Source organism: Massilia sp. Root418 (assembly GCF_001425265.1).
In the GTDB taxonomy this organism is placed as follows: domain Bacteria; phylum Pseudomonadota; class Gammaproteobacteria; order Burkholderiales; family Burkholderiaceae_D; genus Rugamonas.
Genome location: NZ_LMEC01000001.1, coordinates 499,027 through 519,585, shown reverse-complemented (window position 1 = coordinate 519,585; position 20,559 = coordinate 499,027). Strand labels below are relative to the sequence as shown.

The window sequence follows — 20,559 nt, the reverse complement described above, 5'->3', positions numbered from 1 at the left end:
GTTACATGAAACAACATAGCGGCAAGTTCATCAGTTTCGAAGGCATAGACGGCGCCGGCAAATCGACCCACATCAGCTTTGTGACCGACTACATCCGCGCGCGCGGCATCCCGCTGGTCAGTACCCGCGAGCCGGGCGGCACGCCGCTGGGCGAGAAGATCCGCGAACTGTTCCTGCACGAAAAAATGCACCTGGAGACGGAAACCCTGCTGGTGTTCGCCAGCCGGCGCGAGCACCTGGCGCAGGTGATCGCGCCCGCCCTGGCGCGCGGCGACTGGGTGCTGACCGACCGCTTCACCGACGCCAGCTTCGCCTACCAGGGCGCGGGACGCGGCCTGGACCGCGCCAAGCTGGAAACGCTGGCGCACTGGGTGCACGCCGACCTGGAACCGGACCTGACTTTCCTGTTCGACGTGCCGCTGGAAGTGGCGCGCGCGCGGCTCGATTCGACCCGCGACCTGGACAAGTTCGAGCGCGAAAAGGAACACTTTTTCCACGCCACCCGCAGTGAATACCTGCGCCGCGCGGCCGAGGCGCCGCAGCGCTTCCGCGTGATCGATTCCACCCGCAGCATTGCCGACATCCAGCTGGAACTGGCGGCCATCCTGGACGGCGTGCTGGCATGAGCGCGGCCATCTACCCCTGGCAGGAGCCGGCCTGGGCCCAGCTGCAAACGCTGCGCGCCCGCATGCCGCACGCCATCCTGTTCCACGGCGCGGCCGGCACCGGCAAAGCGGACTTCATCGAGCACTTCGCCCAGTCGCTGCTGTGCGAGAACGCCGGGCCCGGCGGCCACGCCTGCGGCCAGTGCGTGTCCTGCGGCTGGTTCGGCCAGCAAAACCACCCCGATTTCCGGCGCGTGCGCCCGGAATCGTTCGAGGACGAGCTGAGCGGCGAAGGCGAGGAGGGCGAGGAAAAGAAGGCCGCCAAGACCAAGACCCCGTCCAAAGAGATCAAGATCGAACAGATCCGGCAGCTGGCCGACTTCATGAACATCTCCACCCACCGCCAGGGCTTGCGCGTGGTGGTGCTGTATCCGGCCGAGGCGCTGAATATGCCGGCCTCGAACGCGCTGCTGAAAACGCTGGAAGAGCCGCCGCCGGGCACGGTGTTCCTGCTGTCGTCGAACAGCCTCGACCGGCTGCTGCCCACCATCCTGTCGCGCTGCCGCAAGTTCGCGCTGCCGATGCCTGGGCACGATGAAGCGCTGGCCTGGCTCAAGGCGCAGGGCGTGGCGGACGCCGACAGCTGGCTGCGCGAGCAGGGCGGCGCACCCCTGGCCGCGCTGGCACAGTCCGAGTCCGGCAGCCGCGAAGAAATGGACATGCTGCTGCAGATGCTGGCCCACCCCAGCGTGGAAGCGGCGCTGCGCGCGGCCGACAAAATGCAGAAAGTGCCGCTGGCCGCGCTGGTCTCTTGGCTGCAGCGCTGGCTTTACGACATGTTTTCCTACAAATTGTCCGGCAACATCCGTTATTATCCTCGTTACCGCAAGGAGTTGGCGGGACTGGCGGACAAGGTCCACACCGCCAGGCTGATGGCGGCGATCAAGAGCGTGAACGAGCGCCGCGCGATTGCCGACCACCCGCTGTCGCCCAAGCTGTTTATTGAGGATATGCTGCTGGACTACGCGGCAAGCTGCGCTTGAAAGGAAACGAATTGACCGGCAGCACCATCGATCCGAACGCCGTCCCGATCGCGCGGCCCTCCGTGCTGTCGCTGGCCATCAAGGAAAAGGCTGCGCTGTACGCGGCCTATATGCCGTTCCTGAAGCATGGCGGCATCTTCGTGCCAACCCAGAAGCCCTACAAGATCGGCGACGAGATCTACCTGATCCTGGCCCTGATGGACGACGCCACCAAATACCCGATCGCCGGCAAGGTTGCCTGGATCACGCCGCCGTCCGCCGCCCACAACAAGGCGCAGGGCATTGGCCTGCATTTCCCCGACGACGAAACCGGCCAGCGCGTGCGCGCCCGCATCGAGGAAATCCTCGGCGCCGCGCTGCGCTCCTCGCGCGCCACGCACACCCTTTAATCCTCTACCTGACGACCCATGTCTTTCCGCCATCGCATTGCCACCCTCGACGACCTGCCCGCCATCGTGGCCATCTACAACAGCACAGTCGCTTCCCGTGAAGTCACCGCCGACACCGAGCCGGTATCGGTCGGGTCGCGCCTGGCCTGGTTCCACGAGCATACGCCCGAACGCCGCCCGCTATGGGTGATTGAGCGGGCTGCCGCCACGGGCACGGACAACGCCGCGCCGGCGATCCTGGGCTGGATTTCCTACTCCAATTTCTACGGCCGTCCCGCGTACTCGGGCACGGCCGAAGTGTCGATCTATATCGACGAGGCGGCGCGCGGCAAGGGCATCGGCCGCTACGCCTTGCAGGAAGCAATCGACTTCGCACCCAGCATCAAGGTGCACACGCTGCTGGGCTTCATCTTCGGCCACAACCAGCCCAGCCTCGGCCTGTTCTCCAAGTTCGGTTTTGAAACCTGGGCCAATCTGCCCAGGGTTGCCAATCTGGACGGCGTCGAGCGCGACCTGATCATTCTTGGCAAGCGCGTTGCCTGAACCCGGAGCCGGCATGCTGCGTCAACTCATCCTCGCCCTGGTCCTTGGCATTTGCGCGGCACAGCCGGCGCGGGCCGATCTGTTCGGCAGCTCGGAAAGCCAGAAACTGGTGTCCGAAGGGCACGCGCTGCAGGCGGCAGGCAAATACAAGGAGGCGCTGGACAAGTTCGAGGCGGCGCGTAACTTGTCGCCGGATGCCGCCAGTCCGCTGTCCGCAGCGGCCTACCTGCTGCAAACCCTGGTCCCCGGACTGCCCGAGGACGCGGCGGCCAAGGCTCGCCAGCAAGCCGAAGGCCTGGCGCGGGCGGCGCTGAAACTGGCCACCAACGACCCCCTGGCCGCCGAAGTGCTGCGCATGCAGGCCGATCCGGCCGGGGTGCCGGACTACAAGCCGAGCGAGGCGGCGGCCAAAGCGTATGCCGAAGGCGAAGTGCTGTTCCACAAGGGCGAGTACGATGCCGCACGGGCCAAGTACCGCGAAGCCCAGCTGGCCGATCCCAGGTTCGCGTCCGCTTTCCTGATGGAGGGCGACACCTATTTCATGGAGAAGAACTGGGCGGCGGCTGAAATGCTGTTCCATAAAGCCACCCAGGTCGATCCCCAAAGCGCCCAGGCCTGGCGTTTCCTGGCCGACACCCAGGCGCGCCTGGGCAACCGCGCCGGCCTGGAGCAGGCCGCTTTGCAGGCCGTCGCCGTCCAGCCCAGCCAGATTCCGAGCTGGGAACGGCTGGCGGCCGTGGCCAAGATCGACGGCAAGCCGCTCACGCGCTTGCAGCTGGTGCGGCTGGCGTCCGTCTCGCTGGACCCCAAGACCGGCAAGGCCGTGGTCACCCTGGCCGAGCAGTTCAAGGGCGCCAAGGTCGAGGACAATAGCGACTATGCGGTGTGGCTGGCGTATGCGCTGGCCCAGGCCAATGCCATGACCACTGCAGCGAAGGAGGGCCGCACGCTGTCGCCGTTCGCCCAGGAGCTGGCCGGCTGGAACATCGCCATGAAAGTGGCGGCCGAACTGGCCGAGAAGGGCGCGCCGCCGCTGTCGTCGCCCGTGCTGCTGGCGCTGCGCGGCCTGAAGTCCGCGGACGACCTGGAAGCCGCCGTCCTGCTGCTGATGTACCGTGAAGCCTACCGGCCCGAGCTCGAAGCCTGGAAGAAGGCGCATCCAGACGGCATCCGCAAGTTCGTGGCCGCCTACCAGCTGATGCCCTAGGCTGGTCCAGCCGCCTTGCCGCCTTGCCTCGTTTGGCGCGGCCGGGCAGGCTCGCGTACAATCACGCCATGTTTATCGATTCCCACTGCCACATCAATTTCCCCGAGCTGGCTGCTCGCATGCCCGAGATTCTCGGCAAAATGGCCGAGAACAAGGTGACGCACGCGCTTTGCGTCTCGGTCGACCTGCCGGACTTCCCGCAAGTCCTGGCGCTGGCCGAACAGTACCCGCACATCTACGCCTCGGTCGGCGTCCACCCGGATTATGAAGACACGCCGGAGCCCAGCGTCGAACAGCTGGTGCAGCTGGCCGACAACCCGCGCATCATCGCCATCGGTGAAACCGGGCTGGACTACTACCGCCTGGAAGGCGACCTGGAATGGCAGCGCGAGCGCTTCCGCACCCACATCAAAGCTTCAAGAATCACGCGCAAGCCCTTGATTATCCACACCAGATCGGCCAGCGCGGACACCATCCGCATCATGCAGGAAGAGGGCGCGGGCACGGACCAGGGCGGCGTGGCCGGCGTGATGCACTGCTTCACGGAATCGCTGGAAGTGGCGCGCGCGGCCATGGCCATGGGTTTTTACATCTCCTTCTCCGGCATCGTCACCTTCAAGAGCGCCAAGGAATTGCAGGCGGTGGCCATGGAAGTGCCGCTGGAACAGATGCTGATCGAAACCGATTCGCCCTACCTGGCGCCCATGCCGCACCGGGGCAAGATGAATGAGCCTGGCTTCGTGGCCCACGTGGGTGAGTACATCGCCAAGCTCAAGGGCGTGTCCGTGGAGCAGGTTGCGCAGCAGACCAGCGACAATTTCTTCAAATTATTCAACGTGGTACGTTAACTTCTTGAGGAAGCACATGATCGTAAAACGCCGGTTGCTGCTTGCCGCCTTCGCTCTCGCGCTGGCTGCGCCGGCGTTCTCCGAGACCGAAGACGAGGTCGACTTCTTCCGCGCCGCCCAGGTGGACAACACCGTGGTGGTGCGCGACGTGCTTAAGCGCGGCCTGGACCCCAACCTGCACGAACCCGAACGCGGCGAGACCGGCCTCATCATCGCCATGCGTCACGACGGCAACCGCGTCTTCAAGCTGCTGCTGGACCACCCGAAAATCGACCTGGAAGCGCAGTCCGCCAACGGCACCACCGCGCTCATGATGGCGGCGTTCAAGCGCAACAAGCCCGCCGTGCTGGCCCTGATCGCCAAAGGCGCGCAAGTGAACCGCAAAGGCTGGACCCCACTGCACTTCGCCGCGGCTGCTGGCGACCTGGACATCATGAACATCCTGCTGGAGCACCACGCTTACATTGACGCCGGCTCGCCGTCCGGCCTCACGCCGCTGATGCTGGCCGCGCGCGAGGGCATGGAAGACGCGGTGAAGCTGCTGCTGGACCAGGGCGCGGACGCCACACTGAAAGACGACGCCTTCCGCATCGACGCCGCCGAATTCGCCACGCGCGCGGACAAACCCTGGATCACCAAGGCCATCCGCGCGCACCTGGCCGCGAAAGCACCAAAGTAGACGGTTTTTCCACGCCAACTCGCCGCTTAGTTTTGCCCGCTGCGCAAAGATAATGGCCATGTTGCGCTAACAAGGGAAAAACCATGCTGAACGAACGAGAAATAGAAAGCTGCTACCTGGGACAATTCATCCCGGTCCATTACCATCACAACATGCTGATGGACCAGAACCGCATGCACAGCTTCAAGTCCGCTATCGACTACGCGGTCAAGCCGGGGATGAAAGTGCTGGAACTCGGGGGCGGCACCGGCGTGCTTTCCTTCTTCGCGGCAGCCAAGGCCAGCAAGGTCTACTGCGTGGAATTCAACCCGGACATGGTCAAGGAAGCGCGCAAATTCCTCGCCATCAACCCGAACGGGGAAAAAGTCGAAGTGATCCACGCGGACGCCTTCGAATACCTGCCGCCCGAACCTGTTGACGTGGTGATCTGCGAAATGATCCACGTCGGCATGCTGCGCGAGAAGCAGGTGGAAGTGATTGAATCGTTCAAGCGCCGCTACCTGGAGCGCTTCGGCGGCCCGCTGCCCGTGTTCATGCCGGAAGCGGTCATCATGGCGGTGCAGCCGCTGCAGCAGGAATACGACTTCGAAGGCTTTTTCGCCCCCATCGTGCAATTCCAGGAAACGCAGGTTATCTATCCGGGCACCGTGGAATTGGCCCAGCCGGCCGTGTACAGCGTGCTCGACTTTACCCAGCCGAACGACTTGCTGATCGGCTGGGAGGGCAAATTCGTGGTCGAGCGCGCAGGTTGCGTGAACGCCATGCGTTTCGTCACCAAGAACATCCTGTCCGTGGTCCAGGAGCGCAACAGCACCATCGACTGGCTCAACCATTACATGACCCTGCCGCTGGCCAAGCCCGTGCAGGCCAAGGAAGGCGACGTGCTGGCGGTCAGCTTCCAATACCGCGCAGGCGGCTCGCTGCCGTCGCTGCAGGCTTCGCTGCAAGTGGAGGTGCTGTACGAATCCGCGCTCCAGCCGCATCACCACGCGCCGGCCTTCGCCTGAGGGCGCCATGGCGGTATACTCCGGGTTTTGATGAAAGAGTATTCGCCATGGAACAAGAAGACCGCCGCTACATCGTGCAACAGAAGAAGCTTTCGGAAGGCGACAAGCCGCCCGTGTTCGCGAAGGTGATGCGCAGCAAGGAGGGCGCCTTCGAAGGCGTATCCTTCATCAAGTCGAAGGAAAAGGCTACCATCCTGACCGTGCCCGAGGCGGAACAGGCCATCGCCTGGGCTCAGAAGAAGAAGCCGAACGCAAAAGAGTACGAAACCAAGATCATTTGCGTCGGCCAGTAATGCAGCCTTACGCCGCGCGCTTGTCCAGCAGGCGGGCGCGGGCGCTGTCGTATTCCGCTGCCAGGCGGCTGACCAGCTCGGCCACTGTCGGCGCGTCTTCCATCAGGCCTACACCCTGGCCAGCACCCCAGATATCGCGCCAGGCCTTGGCTTTGGCGCTGCTGCCGGAGCCGAAGTCCATGGCCGTCTTGTCGGCCTGCGGCAGGGCTTCCGGGTCCAGGCCGGCGGCGACAATGGACTTCTTCAGGTAGTTGCCGTGCACGCCAGTGAACAGGTTGGTATAGACGATATCCGCCGCCGTCGATTCGATAATGGCCTGGCGGTAGCCGTCGTCCACGTTCGATTCCTGCGTGGCCAGCCAGCGCGAGCCGATGTAGGCGAAATCGGCGCCCATGGCTTGGGCGGCCAGGATGGCGTCGCCAGTGGCGATGGAGCCGGACAGGGCGATCGGACCCTTGAAGAATTTGCGCACTTCCCCCACCAGCGCGAACGGCGACAAGGTGCCCGCGTGTCCGCCGGCGCCGCTGGCTACCAGGATCAGGCCGTCCACGCCCGCTTCCAGCGCCTTCTGCGCGTGGCGGATCGAAATCACGTCGTGCAGCACAATGCCGCCGTAGCTGTGGATGGCGTCCAGCATCTCCTTGGGCGGCGCGCGCAGCGAGGAGATGATGATGGGCACCTGGTGCTTGACGCACATGGCCACATCGTCCGCCAGGCGCGTATTGGACTGGTGCACGATCTGGTTGACGGCGATGGGGCCGATAATGGCGTCGGGATGGGCTTCCTTGTAGGCGGCCAGTTCGGCTTTCAGTTCGGTGAGCCAGGTGTCCAGCAGCTCGGCCGGACGGGCGTTTAGCGCCGGGAAGGAGCCCACGATGCCGGCCTTGCACTGCGCAGCCACCAGTTTCGGGCCACTGGCGATGAACAGCGGCGAGCCGATCACGGGCAAGGCCAGGTTGCGCAATACCTCAGGGATGTGATTCGATGTCATGATATGCTCCTCGGATTAGGTTTGAGACGATGTTATCAGAAAAAACGTTGTTATTTCCAGTGAATTTTAGAGTGGGACTTCTTGCGTCATGAGTAAAGCCAGGGTTGTCGATTTTCGCCAGGAACAGGAAGATTTGCGAGGCGCGCTGCGCCAGGGCATGCTGGACGCCGCCAGCCGCTTGCTGGTGGAGGAGGGGCCGGCCGCGCTGACCGTGCGCAAGGTGGCCGAGGCCGTCAACTGTTCGACCACGCTGCTGTATTCCATCTTCGGCGGCAAGGACGGCCTGAGCAACGCGCTCTACCTGGAAGGCTGCGAGCGGTTGAAGCGGGACTTCGCCGCCACCGAGCCTGAACTGGCTCGCACGGACGCGCTGCAAGGCGTGTGGGTCTGCGCGCGCGCCTACCTGGACTATGCACGCCGCAATCCCGCCTATTACCAGGTGATGTTCGGCGATGCCATTGCCGGCTTCATTCCGCCGCTGGCGTCGCGCGTATCCGCCTGGGAGACGTTCACGCCGCTGATCCGCCAGTTCGAGCGCTGCATGGAGCAGGGCCTGCTGCCGCAGTCGAGCCCCACCGCGGCCGCGCGCCTGCTGTGGGCTGCCTTGCACGGCATTGCCAGCCTGGATCTGAAAGGCTTCTACTTCAAGAAGGAGCACCCGGATGCACTGTTCAAGTCGGCCGTGCGCGCTGTCCTGCTTTCCCTGAAGAGCACGGACGAGTAGCCGCTGCCGCGCGCCATCTGCGGCACGGCGGGCGCGGCGGTCGGTTCAGCTCAGTTCAACCCCGGATTTTCACAATTGGTCGGCGCCGGCTGCAGCTTGTCGCATCGGCACAATGGGTGCGCGCGGTTCGGCTACATTAACGCTATCCGAATCGTCCTGTCCTGGAGCGCATCATGCTGAGTTTTGTGTTGTGGCTGGTTCTGCTGTTTCTGTGCTGGCCGCTGGCCCTGCTGGCCTTGCTGCTTTATCCGCTGGTCTGGCTGGTGCTGCTGCCGTTCCGGCTGATCGGCGTTGGCGTGGAAGCCGTGTTCGAGCTGCTGCGGGCCGTGGTCATGCTGCCGGCCCGCGTGCTGCGCGGCTCGCCGGGGCGTTAAAACTCCACCAGCACGCCTGCGCCCACCGACAGCTGGGCGTAGTTGTAGTCGATCAGGCTCTGGCCATAGCCGCTGCTGCCTTGCAGGTAACCTTTCAGGTTGTCGCGCAGCGGGAAATTCCAGCCCAGCTGCAGGAAGCCGTGGTTGGTGCTGAAGTTGCGGCGCGCCAGCAGCGAGTACTCGTGGCCCGCGTTGCGGTAGGCCAGGCGCAGGTCGCCCCGTCCCATGTAGTCGCTGATGTCGATGTTGTCGTTGTCCGATTTGGCATTGTCCAGCCGGCGCCAGTAGCGCAGCGAGCCGCTGAAATGCTTGCCCCATTCGCCGCCCACCTCGGCATACAGCCGGTTCCAGCTGCGCGACAGCGTGGAAGTCTGGCCGTTGGACTGGTGCACCAGGCCGAAATTCACATAGCGCAGGCGGGCCTCGCCGATGCCGGCGGTGAGCGGCGCCACCGCCATCAGCTCGGGCTGGTAATTGGTTTCGCGGAAGGGGCTGGACGCCGAGCGGTTGTAAGCCTGCCAGAAACTTTGCTGGGTGTAGGCGAACCACAGGTCGAAGGGGCTGTTGGCGATGCCCTCCATCATCTTCATCTTGAAACTGAGCTGGTAGCTCAGCTCCACGTGCTGGCTTTTCAGGCCGGCCGGCGTGAATTCCTTGAACGGGCCGTCGTTGGTGCCGTTGCTGTAGTTCGCCAGCAGCAGATAGGTGTCGCGGTGCGGGCTGAACGAGAACACGCCGCGCTTGGACGGCTGGTCCAGTTCCCAGCGCTGCACCATGCGCGACAGTTCCTTTTCCGGCTCGGCGGCAGCAACCGCCGCCATGGCGGTAGGCGCAGCCTCGGCCCTGGCGGCGGCCACGGCGGGAGCGATGACCGCTTGCGCTTCGGTTTCAGGCACAGCCTTGGTACCGGGCGCGGCGCCGTTGGCAGGCGGCGTGGACGCCAGCGGACCTTTCTTGGCCAGCGCGTCGAAGCAGGCCAGGCGAGCGCTGGGGTCGCCCAGCACGGAGCAGCGCTGCACCAGGATCTCAAGTTCGGAGGCGCCCTGCGCCTGCGCGGCCACCGGCGTCGCGGCTGCCACCGCAGCCACGGCGATCAGGGACGGGATCGTATATTGCGTTTTGGTCTTCATGGGCAAATGAAATGAGGTCGTTGGCGGGCAGTCTATATTGATTCCTGGCAAATGCGGCGCACACTAGGCAATGCCTCTGCAATACCCCTCTTTTGGGTGGGCTTGAATTTGGTAAAGCACGCCATACTTCAGTGATCCCTCAGTTGCCATTACTGATAGAATCAACGACGACCCAATGCAGGGCCCTCGTTATAAGGAGAATTGTGATGACCCGCAAGACACCTATCGAGCGTTACCGCAACATCGGCATCAGCGCTCACATCGACGCCGGTAAAACCACCACCACCGAGCGCATCCTGTTTTACACCGGCGTCAATCACAAGATAGGCGAGGTGCACAATGGCGCCGCCACCATGGACTGGATGGAGCAGGAGCAGGAGCGCGGCATCACCATCACGTCGGCCGCCACCACTGCCTTCTGGAAGGGCATGGCGGGCAACTTCCCCGAGCACCGCATCAACATCATCGACACCCCCGGCCACGTGGACTTCACCATCGAGGTGGAACGTTCCATGCGCGTGCTGGACGGCGCCGTAATGGTGTACGACTCGGTGGGCGGCGTGCAGCCGCAATCCGAGACTGTCTGGCGCCAGGCCAACAAGTACAAGGTGCCGCGCATCGCCTTCATCAACAAGATGGACCGCGTAGGCGCGGACTTCTTCCGCGTGCAGCAGCAGATCAAGGACCGCCTGAAGGGCACCGCCGTGCCGATCCAGATTCCGCTTGGCGCCGAGGACAACTTCCATGGCGTGGTGGACCTGGTGAAGATGCGCGCCATCAACTGGGACGACGCCAGCCTGGGCGTGAAGTTCAGCTACGAGGACATTCCCGCCGACTTGAAAGAGCTGGCGCAAAAGTGGCACGACAACATGGTGGAAGCGGCCGCCGAGGGTTCGCCCGAGCTGCTGGACAAATACCTGAACGGCGAAGCCTTGACCGAGGCCGAGATCAAGCAGGGCCTGCGCGCGCGCACCATCCGCAACGAGATCGTGCCGATGCTGGCCGGCAGCGCCTTCAAGAACCGGGGCGTGCAGGCCATGCTGGACGCGGTCATCGAGTACCTGCCGTCGCCGGTCGACGTGCCGGCCATTGCGGGCCACGACGAGCAGGACAACCCGATCGAGCGCCACCCGACCGACGACGAGCCGTTCGCTGCGCTGGCCTTCAAGATCATGACCGACCCCTTCGTGGGCCAGCTGACCTTCTTCCGCGTCTATTCCGGCGTGGTGAATTCGGGCGACACGGTGTACAACCCGACCAAGAGCCAGAAGGAGCGCCTGGGCCGCATCCTCCAGATGCACGCCAACGAGCGCAAGGAGATCAAGGAGGTGTACGCGGGCGACATCGCGGCGGCGGTGGGCCTGAAAGCGGTCACCACGGGCGACACGCTGAGCAATCCGGACCATGTGATCGTGCTGGAGAAGATGATCTTCCCCGAGCCGGTGATTTCGCAGGCGGTGGAACCGAAGACCAAGGCCGACCAGGAGAAGATGGGCATCGCCCTGAACCGCCTGGCGCAGGAGGACCCGTCGTTCAAGGTGCACACGGACCAGGAATCGGGCCAGACCATCATGTCCGGCATGGGCGAGCTGCACCTGGAGATTCTGGTGGACCGCATGCGGCGCGAGTTCGGGGTGGAGGCGACCGTGGGCAAGCCGCAGGTGGCTTACCGCGAGACCATCACCAAGACCGCCAGCGACGTGGAGGGCAAGTTCGTCAAGCAGTCCGGCGGACGCGGCCAGTACGGCCATGCGGTGCTGACGGTGGAGCCGGCCGCGCCGGGCAAGGGCTACGAGTTCGTGGACGCCATCAAGGGCGGCGTGATCCCGCGCGAGTTCATCCCGGCGGTGGACAAGGGCATCCAGGAGACCTTGCAGACCGGCGTGCTGGCGGGCTATCCGGTGGTGGACGTGAAGGTGACCTTGACGTTTGGCTCTTACCATGACGTGGACTCGAACGAGAATGCCTTCCGCATGGCTGGTTCAATGGCCTTCAAGGAAGGCATGCGGCGCGCCTCGCCGGTGCTGCTGGAGCCGATGATGCACGTGGAGGTGGAGACGCCGGAGGAGTTCATGGGCAACGCCATGGGCGATTTGACGTCGCGGCGCGGCATGGTGCAGGGCATGGACGAGATTCCTGGCGGCGGCGGGAAGATCATCCGTGCGCTGGTGCCGCTGGCCGAGATGTTCGGCTACTCGACCACCTTGCGCTCGCTGACGCAGGGCAGGGCGACGTACACCATGGAGTTCAAGCATTATGCCGAGGTGCCCAAGCATATCCTTGACCAGATTGCGGTGTCGTCGCGCGGCAAGGCGCATTGACGGCGGATTCGGCGGCGGATTCGGCGGGTTACGCGCTTCGCGCTAACCCGCCCTACAAACCCACGGTGGTGGTGGTGGTGGCGTAGGGCGGGTTAGGCGCGACGCGCCGTAACCCGCCATTGCTCGCTCACCCCAACATCGCCGCGAAATCCGCAGCCGGTACCGGCCTGCTGTACAAATACCCCTGTCCCTGCTCGCAGCGCAGCAAGCGCAGCAGCTTGGCTTCTTCCTCGGTTTCTATCCCCTCGGCCACCACCTTCAAGTCCAGGTTGTGCGCCAGCGACACGATGGTACTCACCAGGCCCATATAGCCGGCGTCGTGCGCCATCTGCATGACGAAGGAGCGGTCCACCTTGAGCACGTCCACCGGCAGCGTCACCAGGTAGGCCAGCGACGAGTAGCCGGTGCCGAAGTCGTCTATCGCAATCGGCACGCCGTGGCTGCGGATGCGGGTCAGGATGTCCACCACCCGCGCATGGTCGGCCACCAGGCTGCTTTCCGTGATCTCGATCGACAGCGGATGCAGCTGCGCGCCGGCCTTCCTGAGCACCCGTTCGATATCGCCGATCAGCGTATCGCAGCGGAACTGCGCCGGCGCCACATTGACGGCGATCTGCGGCGGCTGCAGGCCGGCGTCGTGCCAGGCGCGCCAGTCGGCCATGGCCTGTTCCATCACCTGCCGCCCGGCGGCGATCACCAGGCCGCTGCGCTCCAGCACCGGTACGAATTCGGCCGGCTCGACGATGCCGCGCTGGGGGTGGTTCCAGCGTATCAGCGCTTCCGCGCCGGACAGCTTGCCGCTCTTCAGGTCGATCTTGGGCTGGTAATAGTTGAGGAACTCGCGCCGCGCGATGGCGTCGCGCAATTCCGATTCCAGGCTCAGCTCGCGCGCCAGGGCCTGATCCGCGTGCCGGTCGTAATAGCCGAAGCGCTCCTCCTTGAGCCGCGCGCCGGCCAGCGCATCCCAGGCTTTCACCAGCAGCGCATCCGCCGAGGTGCCGTCTTCCGGCAGTGCAGCCGCGCCGGCGTTGATGGTGCACCAGATGCGGTGGTCGTCCACGTGGTAGGAACCCTGCAGCAGCGGCACGATGGTGTCGCGCACATAGGTCAGCGGCGAGCCAGGTTCGTCGGCGGGATAGAACAGCGCAAAGCGGCCGATGCCGATGTGCGACAGCAGCATGCGCGGCGCCACCTCCATGTTGAGCCGCTGGGCGATGGCGCGCATCAGGCCGATGGCGGCCGTGTTGCCGTAGGCCGAGCTGATTTCGTCGAAGCGGTTGATGTTAATCAGCAGCACCGTGCCGCGCTGTTCGGCGGCGGCCAGCGCGGCGATCTGTTCTTCAAAATGGGTGCGGCTGGGCAGGCCGGTGAGAGGGTTGGTGCGCGCCAGCCGGAACAGCTCCTGTGCGTTGACCAGGCGCTCCAGGCCGAAACTGAGCTCGGAACCGATTTCGCCGGCGCGTTCGAGGTAGAAGGCGTCAAACAGGTCGCTGTGCAGCGAATACAGGGACAGCACGCCCCAGCGCCGGTTGTTGGCGAACAGGGGAATGGCCATGCAGGAGGCGATGCAGCGCCGCTCGCAGCCGGTGTTCAGGTTGTTGGAGAAGCGCACCTCGCCCGCTTCCAGCGCGCTGCCCGCCAGTTCCGGCGCGAACCAGTCGGCGGCGGCGGTGTCGTCGCCGCTGCGCCATTCGCGTTCCTCGCCGTCGCGCTCCACCGAGGCGAGCAGGCGCAGCTGGCCGGTGGTTTCGTCGCAGTAGCTGACATCGACAATCTGGATGCCGGGCTGCGCGGCGATGATGCGGCAAGCGCCCATGCACAGGCTTTCCAGCGAGCGGGCGCGCGACACCACTGGCGTCAGGCGCGAGAGCAGCACATAAAAACTGTCATGGCGCACCAGCTTTTCCTGCAGGGCCGCCTGCGATGCCTGCAAGCGCTCCAGCGCAGCCAGCGCGGCTTGCTGCGCGCAGGGATCGGCCAGCGGCGTGCTCTGTATATAGGCAGCCAGCCTGGCGGTATCGTCCTGTGGTGCGGTGAGGTCCATGTCAGTCTGTCAGTTTAAACTTCAGCTGCACTGATAGTGCGCCATACAGCCTGTCCTTGTAGCGCGGGATGACGGCGATGTTGGCGCCCACGCGCTGGTATTCGAAGCTCATGACGGGGATGGCGGCCAGGAACCAGCCGCCGTCGCGCATTTTAGGGTAGCCGTTGAAGCCGCCAACCACCGCGCCGAAGCGCACCGGACCGATGGCGAAGGGCTGGTAGTACACGCCCGCGTAATTGGAATATTTCCGGTCGCTATTGTAAAAACGGCCCGCCGTCGCCGCCGCGACAGTGGAAAAGCGGTACTCGGCGCCGATGCCCGGGTTGCGGTCATTCAAGTTCTTTTCTCGGTCAAAATGGTAGGAATAAAAGCCCGGGTTGATCCACAGTTCGCTGAGCGGCTTGTCCTCGACCAGCTCGAAAGGGTTCGCGTCGGCGGCGGTGGCTAGCATAGGGATAGCCGCAAGGGCTGCAACGGTGAAATACGCGGCTACGTGATGTGTCATGCCAACAGTCCTTGATAAATGCCGGTCCGGCAGTCCCGGCATTATAGCCAAGAGCAGGCACGCTAGTTACAATGGGAATGAAGGTAGTTGCCTTGTAACAAGATAGTCACAAACGATCCACATGGCGATGCTTCGCCAGCCCGTTCCAGTCCAAATCCATTAAGAGAAGAATCACATGACCATTACCAAGCGCCTGATGTTGACCCTGTCCGTGGCGTTATTGGCGCTGCTGTTTGTCGGCGCAAACGGCGTGTTGCAGCTGCAGCGCGCGCAAGCCCGCCTTGACACCGTGCAGACCGAGCTGATTCCCAGCATCGCCGGCTTGAACATGGCGAAGAATGCCGTCTCCGACAGCCGCCTGGCCGGCTACCGCCTGTCGGTGTTTTCCGCGCCGGCCCCGGCCGAGTGCCCGGACCCGTGCAAGATGCCGGACAAGGCATCGCTGCTAAAGGCCTACAACGATGCGCACGCCAAGTTCGACGAGATCCTGGCCAAGTATGAAAAAGAGAACGCCACCGACGAAACCGACCGCAAGATGGTGGAAGCGGACCGCGAAGCCATGGCCACCTACCGCAAGGCGCTGGTGCCTTTCCTGGCTGCGTCCCACGCGGGCGATATGGACGGCGTGCGCGCCACGCTGGTGGGCGGTTCGCCGCTGGCGATCGGCGCGGCCGGCGTCAAGAAGGCGCTGGACGACCACATCGCGTACAACAACACCCTGATCGACAAGGTGCGTGCCGAATCCATCGCGGCCTACAAATCGGCCTTCACCCTGCTGGTGGGCGTGATCGTGGCGGCGCTGGTGGTGACCGGTTTCCTCGGATTCCAGCTGTACCGCATCATCAGCGTCAGCCTGAGCAACATCCAGGGCACGCTGGAAGATGTCAGCCAGTCGCTGGACCTGACGCACCAGGTGCGGGTGGAACGCATGGACGAGGTGGGCCACACGGCAGTCGCCTTCAACAAGCTGCTCACCGATATCGGCAACGTGGTGGGCAAGGTGCGCGCCTCGACCGAGACCGTGAGCTCGGCTTCGCAGCAGATCGCGGCCGGCACCGGCGACCTGTCCTCGCGTACCGCCTCGCAGGCTGCGGCGCTGGAGCAGACCGCGTCCAGCATGGAAGAACTGAGTTCCACCGTCGGCCAGAACGCGGACAACGCGCGCCAGGCCAACCAGCTGGCGCTGTCCGCGTCCGACGTGGCGGTGCAGGGCGGCAGCGTGGTCGACCAGGTGACGCAGACCATGTCGTCGATTAACGAATCGTCGCGCAAGATCGTGGACATCATCAGCGTGATTGACGGTATCGCCTTCCAGACCAATATCCTGGCGCTGAACGCGGCCGTGGAAGCGGCGCGCGCAGGTGAGCAGGGCCGCGGCTTCGCCGTCGTGGCAACCGAAGTGCGCAACCTGGCGCAGCGTTCGGCTGCTGCGGCCAAGGAAATCAAGGTGCTGATCGAGGACTCGGTGGACAAGGTCGGTTCCGGCACCAAGCTGGTCGAGCAGGCTGGCGCCACCATGAGCCAGGTGGTGACCAGCGTGCGCCAGGTGACCGACATCGTGGCCGCCATCAGCGCCGCAACCGACGAGCAGAACGCCGGCATCGCCCAGGTACACCAGGCCATCACGCAGATGGACCAGGTCACCCAGGAGAACGCATCGCTGGTGGAAGAAACCGCCGCCGCCGCGCAGCTGATGCGCGACCAGGCCGAGGAACTGTCGCAGGCGGTGGCCGCCTTCAAGATCAGCGCCGCGCAGACCTCCACGGCGCCCAAGGCTGCACCAAGGCCAGCCGCCAGCCGCGCCAAGGTAGCGCCTATCGGCAAGGCCGTGGCGCGCGCCCCGCAGGCGCCAGCGGCCAAGCGCGCCGCGCCGGCCAAGCTGGCCAACGCCAAACCGGCCAGCGACGACTGGGAAGAGTTCTGATCCCGGCCTCCGGCCAATACACTGCGGCGATTGCCGACAAGACCGCGTCCGGGAGGCGCGGTTTTTTTTCGCGCGCGCATGCGCTCATCCCGGTGATTGTTTCCGTACGCGTGCAGGCCTTGCCGCCGGGCTCACTTAAAATGCCACGGCAAGCGCCCGGCTTCTCCGGGACACAGCGTACCTGACCACCACCTATGCACTCAAAACCCTTGCTTTCCGCCGCCGCCATACTGGCGGCGTTGTTCGCCGTGCCGCCGGCGCCGGCCGCCGACCCCGTATTCGCCAACCCGCTGGTACGCCAGCGCGCCGATCCCCACGTTACGCTGCACAGTGACGGCTACTACTACTTCACCGCCACGGTGCCGGAGTACGACCGCATCGAGCTGCGCCGCGCGCGCACGCTCGATGACCTGGGCAGCGCACAGGCGCAGGTGGTGTGGCGCAAGCACGCCAGCGGTCCGATGAGCTACCACATCTGGGCGCCCGAGCTGCACCGCATCGACGGCAAGTGGTACATCTATTTCACCGCCGGCCGCGCCGACGCGCATTGGGAGATCCGCCTGTACGTGCTGGAGAACAGTGCCGCCGATCCGCTGCAGGGCAAATGGATAGAGCGCGGCCAGCTCAAGACCGGCTGGGAAAGCTTCGCGCTGGACGCCACCACGTTCGCGCTGGACGGCAAGCGCTACCTGGCCTGGACCCAGCGTGGCGCGGAACCGGCCTACCAGGGCACCAATATCTACCTGGCCGAGATGGACACGCCGCTGTCCATCAAGGGCCCGGCCACGATGCTGTCCCATCCCGAATTTGCATGGGAAAAGGTGAAGCATGATGTGAACGAAGCGCCGTCCGCGCTGGTGCGCAATGGCCGCGTGTTTCTCACCTATTCGGCCAGCGCCACGGACGCCAACTACGCCATGGGCTTGCTGAGCGCGCCGGCCGACGCCAGGCTGCTGGACCCGTCATCCTGGCGCAAGTCGCCTGTGCCGGTGTTCAAGAGCGCCAACGGCCAGTACGGTCCCGGCCACAATTCCTTCACCACCACGCCGGACGGCAAGACCGACGTGCTGGTCTACCATGCGCGCGACTACCGCGACATCAAGGGCGATCCGCTGCGCGACCCGAACCGCCACACCCGCGCGCAAGCACTGCACTGGCATGCCGACGGCACGCCGGCATTCGGCGAGCCCGTGCCCGACCAGCCACGGGTGGCCGCCAAGCCGCTGTTCCGCGACCCGGTGGAAGACGGTGCCGCCGACCCGGTGGTGGTGTGGAACGCGGCGCGCGGCAAATGGTGGATGTACTACACCAACCGCCGCGCCAGTTCGGCCGGCTTATCCGGCGTGGAGTGGGTGCACGGCACCCGCATCGGCATTGCCGAATCGGACGACAGCGGCGCCACGTGGACCTATTCGGGAACGGCGGACGTCGAGCTGCCGTCCGCCATGGGCGGCAAGGATGCCACGCACTGGGCACCCGAGATCGTGCAGGGCGACGACGGCGTCTACCATATGTATCTGACCGTGGTGCCGGGCGTATTCCAGGACTGGAAGCACCCGCGCCACATGGTGCACCTGACCAGTACCGACATGCGCAACTGGCGCAATCCGGAGCCGCTCAAGCTGGCGTCCGACCGCATCATCGACGCCTGCGTGGCCCGGCTGCCTGGCGGCGGCTGGCGCATGTGGTACAACAACGAAGCCGACAAGAAATCCATCTACTACGCCGACAGCGCGGACCTGAAGACCTGGACCGACCGTGGCCGCGCCGTGTCCGACCAGGCGGGCGAAGGCCCGAAAGTGTTCCAGTGGCGCGGCGCGTGGTGGATGATCACCGACGTATGGCGCGGGCTGGGCGTGTACCGTTCAAGCGATGCCGTGAGCTGGACCCGCCAGCCGGACAACCTGCTGCAGGCGCCCGGCCAGGGCGTCGACGACCAGGTGCAGGGCGGCCACGCCGACGTGGTGGTGAGCGGCGGCCGTGCCTACCTGTTCTATTTCACGCATCCCGGCCGGCGCGGTGCGGACGCCAAGCTGGACGGCACGGAGCAGCGCCGCAGCGCGATCCAGGTCGTTGAGCTGATGGAATCCGGCGGCGTCCTCCGCGCCGACCGCGACCGGCCCACGGATATCCTTTTGAAAGCCCCTGCGCCGTAGCTGCGCCCGGCTAGTGGCGCCGAACCGATAGACGTGCGCTGCGCGGCAAAGCAGGCTAGTATGCTGGTGGGCCGAATCCCGGACTGCCAACAGCGAGACTGAAAGGAGACTGTACATGAACAAAAATACGATTTGCCTTTGGTATGACAGTGAAGCGGAAGAGGCGGCGCAGTTTTACGCCCGCACCTTTCCGGACAGTGCAGTGGGCGCCGTGCATCGCGCGCCGGGTGATTTCCCAGGCGGTAAGGCAGGGCAGGTGCTGACGGTGGAGTTCACCGTCTGCGGTATTCCGTGCATCGGCCTGAACGGCGGCAAGGCCTTCACGCATAGCGAGGCCTTCTCCTTCCAGATCGCCACCGACGACCAGGCCGAGACCGACCGTTACTGGAACGCCATCGTGGAAAACGGCGGCCAGGAAAGCGCCTGCGGCTGGTGCAAGGACAAATGGGGCCTCTCCTGGCAAATCACGCCGCGCGTGCTGACCAAGGCCATGTCGCAGGGCGGCGAGGTGGCGCAGCGCGCTTTCGCGGCGATGATGGAGATGCGCAAGATCGACGTCTCCAGGATCGAGGCGGCGGTTCGTGGCGCCGCCTGAGCGCTGCCCACGACCGCTGACTAGTGACCGCTGATCAGGCGGGCACGGACAGGGTGGCGTTGTCGATCACGAAGCGGTAGTTGACGTCACCCTTGAGCATGCGTTCATAGGCCGAATTGATCTCGCCGGCCGGGATCAGTTCGATATCCGCCACGATGCCGTGTGCGGCGCAGAAGTCCAGCATTTCCTGGGTCTCGGGGATGCCGCCTATCATGGAGCCGGCAATGCTGCGGCGCTGCATGAGCAGGTTGAACACATTGGGCGAAGGATGCGGGCTGGCGGGCGCACCCACCAGCGTCATGGTCCCGTCGCGCTTGAGCAGCACGAGGAAGGCGTCCAGGTCGTGCGGCGCGGCGACCGTGTTGACGATCAGGTCGAAGCTCTTGGCGTGCGCCGCCATCTCGTCCGCGTTACGCGACACCACCACCTCGTCGGCGCCCAGCTCCAGTGCCGCCGCCCGCTTGGCGTCGGATGTGGTGAACGCCACCACGTGCGCGCCCATGGCGTGCGCCAGCTTGATGCCCATGTGACCCAGGCCGCCGATGCCGACCACGCCCACCTTTTTGCCCGGGCCCGCCTGCCAGTGGCGCAGCGGCGAATACGTGGTAATGCCAGCGCAAAGCAACGGCGCGACTGCGGCAAGCGCCGCTTCAGGATGGCGGATGCGCAGTACATAGCGCTCGTGCACCACGATGGCCTGGGAATAGCCGCCCTGCGTCCAGCCCGGCGCGTCCGGCGTGGGGAAGTTGTAGGTGCCCACCATGCCGTCGCAGTAGTTTTCCAGCCCCTCGCCGCATTCGGCACAGTGCCGGCAGCTGTCCACCAGGCAGCCTACGCCGACCAGGTCTCCCGGCTGGAACCCAGCCACGTGCACACCGACAGCCGAGACGCGGCCGACGATTTCGTGCCCAGGTACGCAAGGGAACTGCGTGCCCGCCCACTCGGCGCGCACCTGGTGTAAATCGGAATGGCAGATGCCGCAGTATGCGATATCGATCTGCACATCGTGCGGTCCCGGCGCGCGGCGGGTGATCGCCATCGGGACCAGCGGGGTGTCGCCGCTGTGGGCGCCGTAAGCGTGTACTTGCATGGGGATTGTCCTTAAGCTGAGAAAGTATCAGCAATTTTCCCCCGGCAGCACCGCCCAGCGGTAGACCGATCCGACGCGTTTCTTGCCTGAT

General features: G+C 64.9%; 20 protein-coding genes. 15 read left to right on the top strand and 5 right to left on the bottom strand.

Features of this window, described 5'->3' with window-relative positions; translation table 11 throughout:
* The first annotated feature begins 5 nt into the window (after window positions 1–5).
* From tmk to ASC94_RS02065, 9 genes are all read left to right on the top strand, one after another.
* Window positions 6–626 carry a dTMP kinase gene (tmk, locus tag ASC94_RS02105; RefSeq protein ID WP_056390025.1) on the top strand — a complete coding sequence of 207 codons (621 nt, stop codon included), beginning with the start codon at window positions 6–8 and terminating at the stop codon, window positions 624–626.
* Window positions 623–1,648: a DNA polymerase III subunit delta' gene (locus ASC94_RS02100; RefSeq protein WP_056390022.1), complete on the top strand. Its 1,026-nt coding sequence runs from the start codon at window positions 623–625 to the stop codon at window positions 1,646–1,648. The genes tmk and ASC94_RS02100 overlap by 4 nt, the downstream gene beginning before the upstream one ends.
* Window positions 1,649–1,659: 11 nt before the next feature.
* Window positions 1,660–2,037 carry a PilZ domain-containing protein gene (locus ASC94_RS02095; protein WP_056390019.1) on the top strand — a complete coding sequence of 126 codons (378 nt, stop codon included), beginning with the start codon at window positions 1,660–1,662 and terminating at the stop codon, window positions 2,035–2,037.
* Window positions 2,038–2,055: 18 nt separating this feature from the next.
* Complete coding sequence (locus tag ASC94_RS02090; RefSeq protein WP_056390016.1) at window positions 2,056–2,580, top strand: GNAT family N-acetyltransferase; 525 nt, start codon at window positions 2,056–2,058, stop codon at window positions 2,578–2,580.
* 13 nt (window positions 2,581–2,593) lie between these two features.
* The gene (locus tag ASC94_RS02085; protein ID WP_056390014.1) at window positions 2,594–3,787 is read left to right on the top strand and encodes a tetratricopeptide repeat protein; all 1,194 of its coding nucleotides are present in this window, start codon (window positions 2,594–2,596) and stop codon (window positions 3,785–3,787) included.
* 68 nt (window positions 3,788–3,855) lie between these two features.
* On the top strand, window positions 3,856–4,635 hold the full coding sequence (locus tag ASC94_RS02080) for a TatD family hydrolase (protein WP_056390010.1): 780 nt from the start codon (window positions 3,856–3,858) through the stop codon (window positions 4,633–4,635).
* A gap of 16 nt (window positions 4,636–4,651) precedes the next feature.
* On the top strand, window positions 4,652–5,314 hold the full coding sequence (locus ASC94_RS02075; RefSeq protein ID WP_056390006.1) for an ankyrin repeat domain-containing protein: 663 nt from the start codon (window positions 4,652–4,654) through the stop codon (window positions 5,312–5,314).
* Window positions 5,315–5,397: 83 nt separating this feature from the next.
* Window positions 5,398–6,321, top strand: a complete 924-nt coding sequence (locus ASC94_RS02070) for a methyltransferase domain-containing protein (RefSeq protein WP_056390003.1) — start codon at window positions 5,398–5,400, stop codon at window positions 6,319–6,321.
* A gap of 47 nt (window positions 6,322–6,368) precedes the next feature.
* Window positions 6,369–6,614 (top strand): hypothetical protein, encoded by a 246-nt coding sequence (locus tag ASC94_RS02065; RefSeq protein WP_056389999.1) that lies wholly within the window; start codon window positions 6,369–6,371, stop codon window positions 6,612–6,614.
* Window positions 6,615–6,621: 7 nt separating this feature from the next.
* Here the strand turns inward: ASC94_RS02065 and ASC94_RS02060 are convergent, their stop codons facing one another.
* A complete protein-coding gene (locus tag ASC94_RS02060; protein WP_056389997.1) occupies window positions 6,622–7,605 on the bottom strand; it encodes a nitronate monooxygenase family protein in 984 nt (327 codons plus the stop codon).
* Window positions 7,606–7,693: 88 nt separating this feature from the next.
* Here ASC94_RS02060 and ASC94_RS02055 point away from each other — a divergent pair, with 88 nt between their 5' ends.
* Both ASC94_RS02055 and ASC94_RS02050 read left to right on the top strand, forming a co-directional pair.
* Window positions 7,694–8,329, top strand: coding sequence for a TetR/AcrR family transcriptional regulator (locus ASC94_RS02055; RefSeq protein WP_082616039.1), 636 nt, complete (start codon window positions 7,694–7,696; stop codon window positions 8,327–8,329).
* 173 nt (window positions 8,330–8,502) lie between these two features.
* Window positions 8,503–8,703, top strand: a complete 201-nt coding sequence (locus tag ASC94_RS02050) for a hypothetical protein (protein ID WP_056389993.1) — start codon at window positions 8,503–8,505, stop codon at window positions 8,701–8,703.
* Here the strand turns inward: ASC94_RS02050 and ASC94_RS02045 are convergent.
* A complete protein-coding gene (locus ASC94_RS02045; protein WP_082616037.1) occupies window positions 8,700–9,833 on the bottom strand; it encodes a phospholipase A in 1,134 nt (377 codons plus the stop codon). The genes ASC94_RS02050 and ASC94_RS02045 overlap by 4 nt on opposite strands.
* Window positions 9,834–10,039: 206 nt before the next feature.
* Here ASC94_RS02045 and fusA point away from each other — a divergent pair, with 206 nt between their 5' ends.
* Window positions 10,040–12,154, top strand: coding sequence for an elongation factor G (gene fusA / locus ASC94_RS02040; RefSeq protein WP_056389988.1), 2,115 nt, complete (start codon window positions 10,040–10,042; stop codon window positions 12,152–12,154).
* Between the two features lie 127 nt (window positions 12,155–12,281).
* Here the strand turns inward: fusA and ASC94_RS02035 are convergent, their stop codons facing one another.
* The gene (locus ASC94_RS02035; RefSeq protein ID WP_056389984.1) at window positions 12,282–14,198 is read right to left on the bottom strand and encodes a bifunctional diguanylate cyclase/phosphodiesterase; all 1,917 of its coding nucleotides are present in this window, start codon (window positions 14,196–14,198) and stop codon (window positions 12,282–12,284) included.
* A 1-nt stretch (window position 14,199) separates the two neighbouring features.
* Window positions 14,200–14,649 (bottom strand): hypothetical protein, encoded by a 450-nt coding sequence (locus tag ASC94_RS02030; RefSeq protein WP_082616035.1) that lies wholly within the window; start codon window positions 14,647–14,649, stop codon window positions 14,200–14,202.
* Window positions 14,650–14,878: 229 nt separating this feature from the next.
* On the opposite strand from ASC94_RS02030, the gene ASC94_RS02025 reads away from it, so the two are divergent.
* From ASC94_RS02025 to ASC94_RS02015, 3 genes are all read left to right on the top strand, one after another.
* Window positions 14,879–16,627: a methyl-accepting chemotaxis protein gene (locus ASC94_RS02025; protein WP_056389979.1), complete on the top strand. Its 1,749-nt coding sequence runs from the start codon at window positions 14,879–14,881 to the stop codon at window positions 16,625–16,627.
* 194 nt (window positions 16,628–16,821) lie between these two features.
* Complete coding sequence (locus tag ASC94_RS33975) at window positions 16,822–18,783, top strand: family 43 glycosylhydrolase (RefSeq protein ID WP_082616033.1); 1,962 nt, start codon at window positions 16,822–16,824, stop codon at window positions 18,781–18,783.
* 115 nt (window positions 18,784–18,898) lie between these two features.
* Complete coding sequence (locus ASC94_RS02015; protein ID WP_056389977.1) at window positions 18,899–19,378, top strand: VOC family protein; 480 nt, start codon at window positions 18,899–18,901, stop codon at window positions 19,376–19,378.
* Between the two features lie 34 nt (window positions 19,379–19,412).
* On the opposite strand, the gene ASC94_RS02010 is transcribed toward ASC94_RS02015, so the two are convergent.
* Window positions 19,413–20,468: an NAD(P)-dependent alcohol dehydrogenase gene (locus ASC94_RS02010; RefSeq protein WP_056389974.1), complete on the bottom strand. Its 1,056-nt coding sequence runs from the start codon at window positions 20,466–20,468 to the stop codon at window positions 19,413–19,415.
* Window positions 20,469–20,559: the final 91 nt, after the last annotated feature.

What these genes read in the sequence shown, in the direction of transcription:
- ASC94_RS02060 (WP_056389997.1), bottom strand. Translation starts at nt 7,605, where the DNA reads ATGACATCGAATCACATCCCTGAGGTATTGCGCAACCTGGCCTTGCCC.
- ASC94_RS02070 (WP_056390003.1), top strand. Translation starts at nt 5,398, where the DNA reads ATGCTGAACGAACGAGAAATAGAAAGCTGCTACCTGGGACAATTCATC.
- ASC94_RS02015 (WP_056389977.1), top strand. Translation starts at nt 18,899, where the DNA reads ATGAACAAAAATACGATTTGCCTTTGGTATGACAGTGAAGCGGAAGAG.
- ASC94_RS33975 (WP_082616033.1), top strand. Translation starts at nt 16,822, where the DNA reads ATGCACTCAAAACCCTTGCTTTCCGCCGCCGCCATACTGGCGGCGTTG.
- ASC94_RS02030 (WP_082616035.1), bottom strand. Translation starts at nt 14,649, where the DNA reads ATGCTAGCCACCGCCGCCGACGCGAACCCTTTCGAGCTGGTCGAGGAC.
- tmk (WP_056390025.1), top strand. Translation starts at nt 6, where the DNA reads ATGAAACAACATAGCGGCAAGTTCATCAGTTTCGAAGGCATAGACGGC.
- ASC94_RS02050 (WP_056389993.1), top strand. Translation starts at nt 8,503, where the DNA reads ATGCTGAGTTTTGTGTTGTGGCTGGTTCTGCTGTTTCTGTGCTGGCCG.
- ASC94_RS02085 (WP_056390014.1), top strand. Translation starts at nt 2,594, where the DNA reads ATGCTGCGTCAACTCATCCTCGCCCTGGTCCTTGGCATTTGCGCGGCA.
- ASC94_RS02055 (WP_082616039.1), top strand. Translation starts at nt 7,694, where the DNA reads ATGAGTAAAGCCAGGGTTGTCGATTTTCGCCAGGAACAGGAAGATTTG.
- ASC94_RS02090 (WP_056390016.1), top strand. Translation starts at nt 2,056, where the DNA reads ATGTCTTTCCGCCATCGCATTGCCACCCTCGACGACCTGCCCGCCATC.
- ASC94_RS02035 (WP_056389984.1), bottom strand. Translation starts at nt 14,198, where the DNA reads ATGGACCTCACCGCACCACAGGACGATACCGCCAGGCTGGCTGCCTAT.
- fusA (WP_056389988.1), top strand. Translation starts at nt 10,040, where the DNA reads ATGACCCGCAAGACACCTATCGAGCGTTACCGCAACATCGGCATCAGC.
- ASC94_RS02075 (WP_056390006.1), top strand. Translation starts at nt 4,652, where the DNA reads ATGATCGTAAAACGCCGGTTGCTGCTTGCCGCCTTCGCTCTCGCGCTG.
- ASC94_RS02045 (WP_082616037.1), bottom strand. Translation starts at nt 9,833, where the DNA reads ATGAAGACCAAAACGCAATATACGATCCCGTCCCTGATCGCCGTGGCT.
- ASC94_RS02100 (WP_056390022.1), top strand. Translation starts at nt 623, where the DNA reads ATGAGCGCGGCCATCTACCCCTGGCAGGAGCCGGCCTGGGCCCAGCTG.
- ASC94_RS02010 (WP_056389974.1), bottom strand. Translation starts at nt 20,468, where the DNA reads ATGCAAGTACACGCTTACGGCGCCCACAGCGGCGACACCCCGCTGGTC.
- ASC94_RS02080 (WP_056390010.1), top strand. Translation starts at nt 3,856, where the DNA reads ATGTTTATCGATTCCCACTGCCACATCAATTTCCCCGAGCTGGCTGCT.
- ASC94_RS02025 (WP_056389979.1), top strand. Translation starts at nt 14,879, where the DNA reads ATGACCATTACCAAGCGCCTGATGTTGACCCTGTCCGTGGCGTTATTG.
- ASC94_RS02065 (WP_056389999.1), top strand. Translation starts at nt 6,369, where the DNA reads ATGGAACAAGAAGACCGCCGCTACATCGTGCAACAGAAGAAGCTTTCG.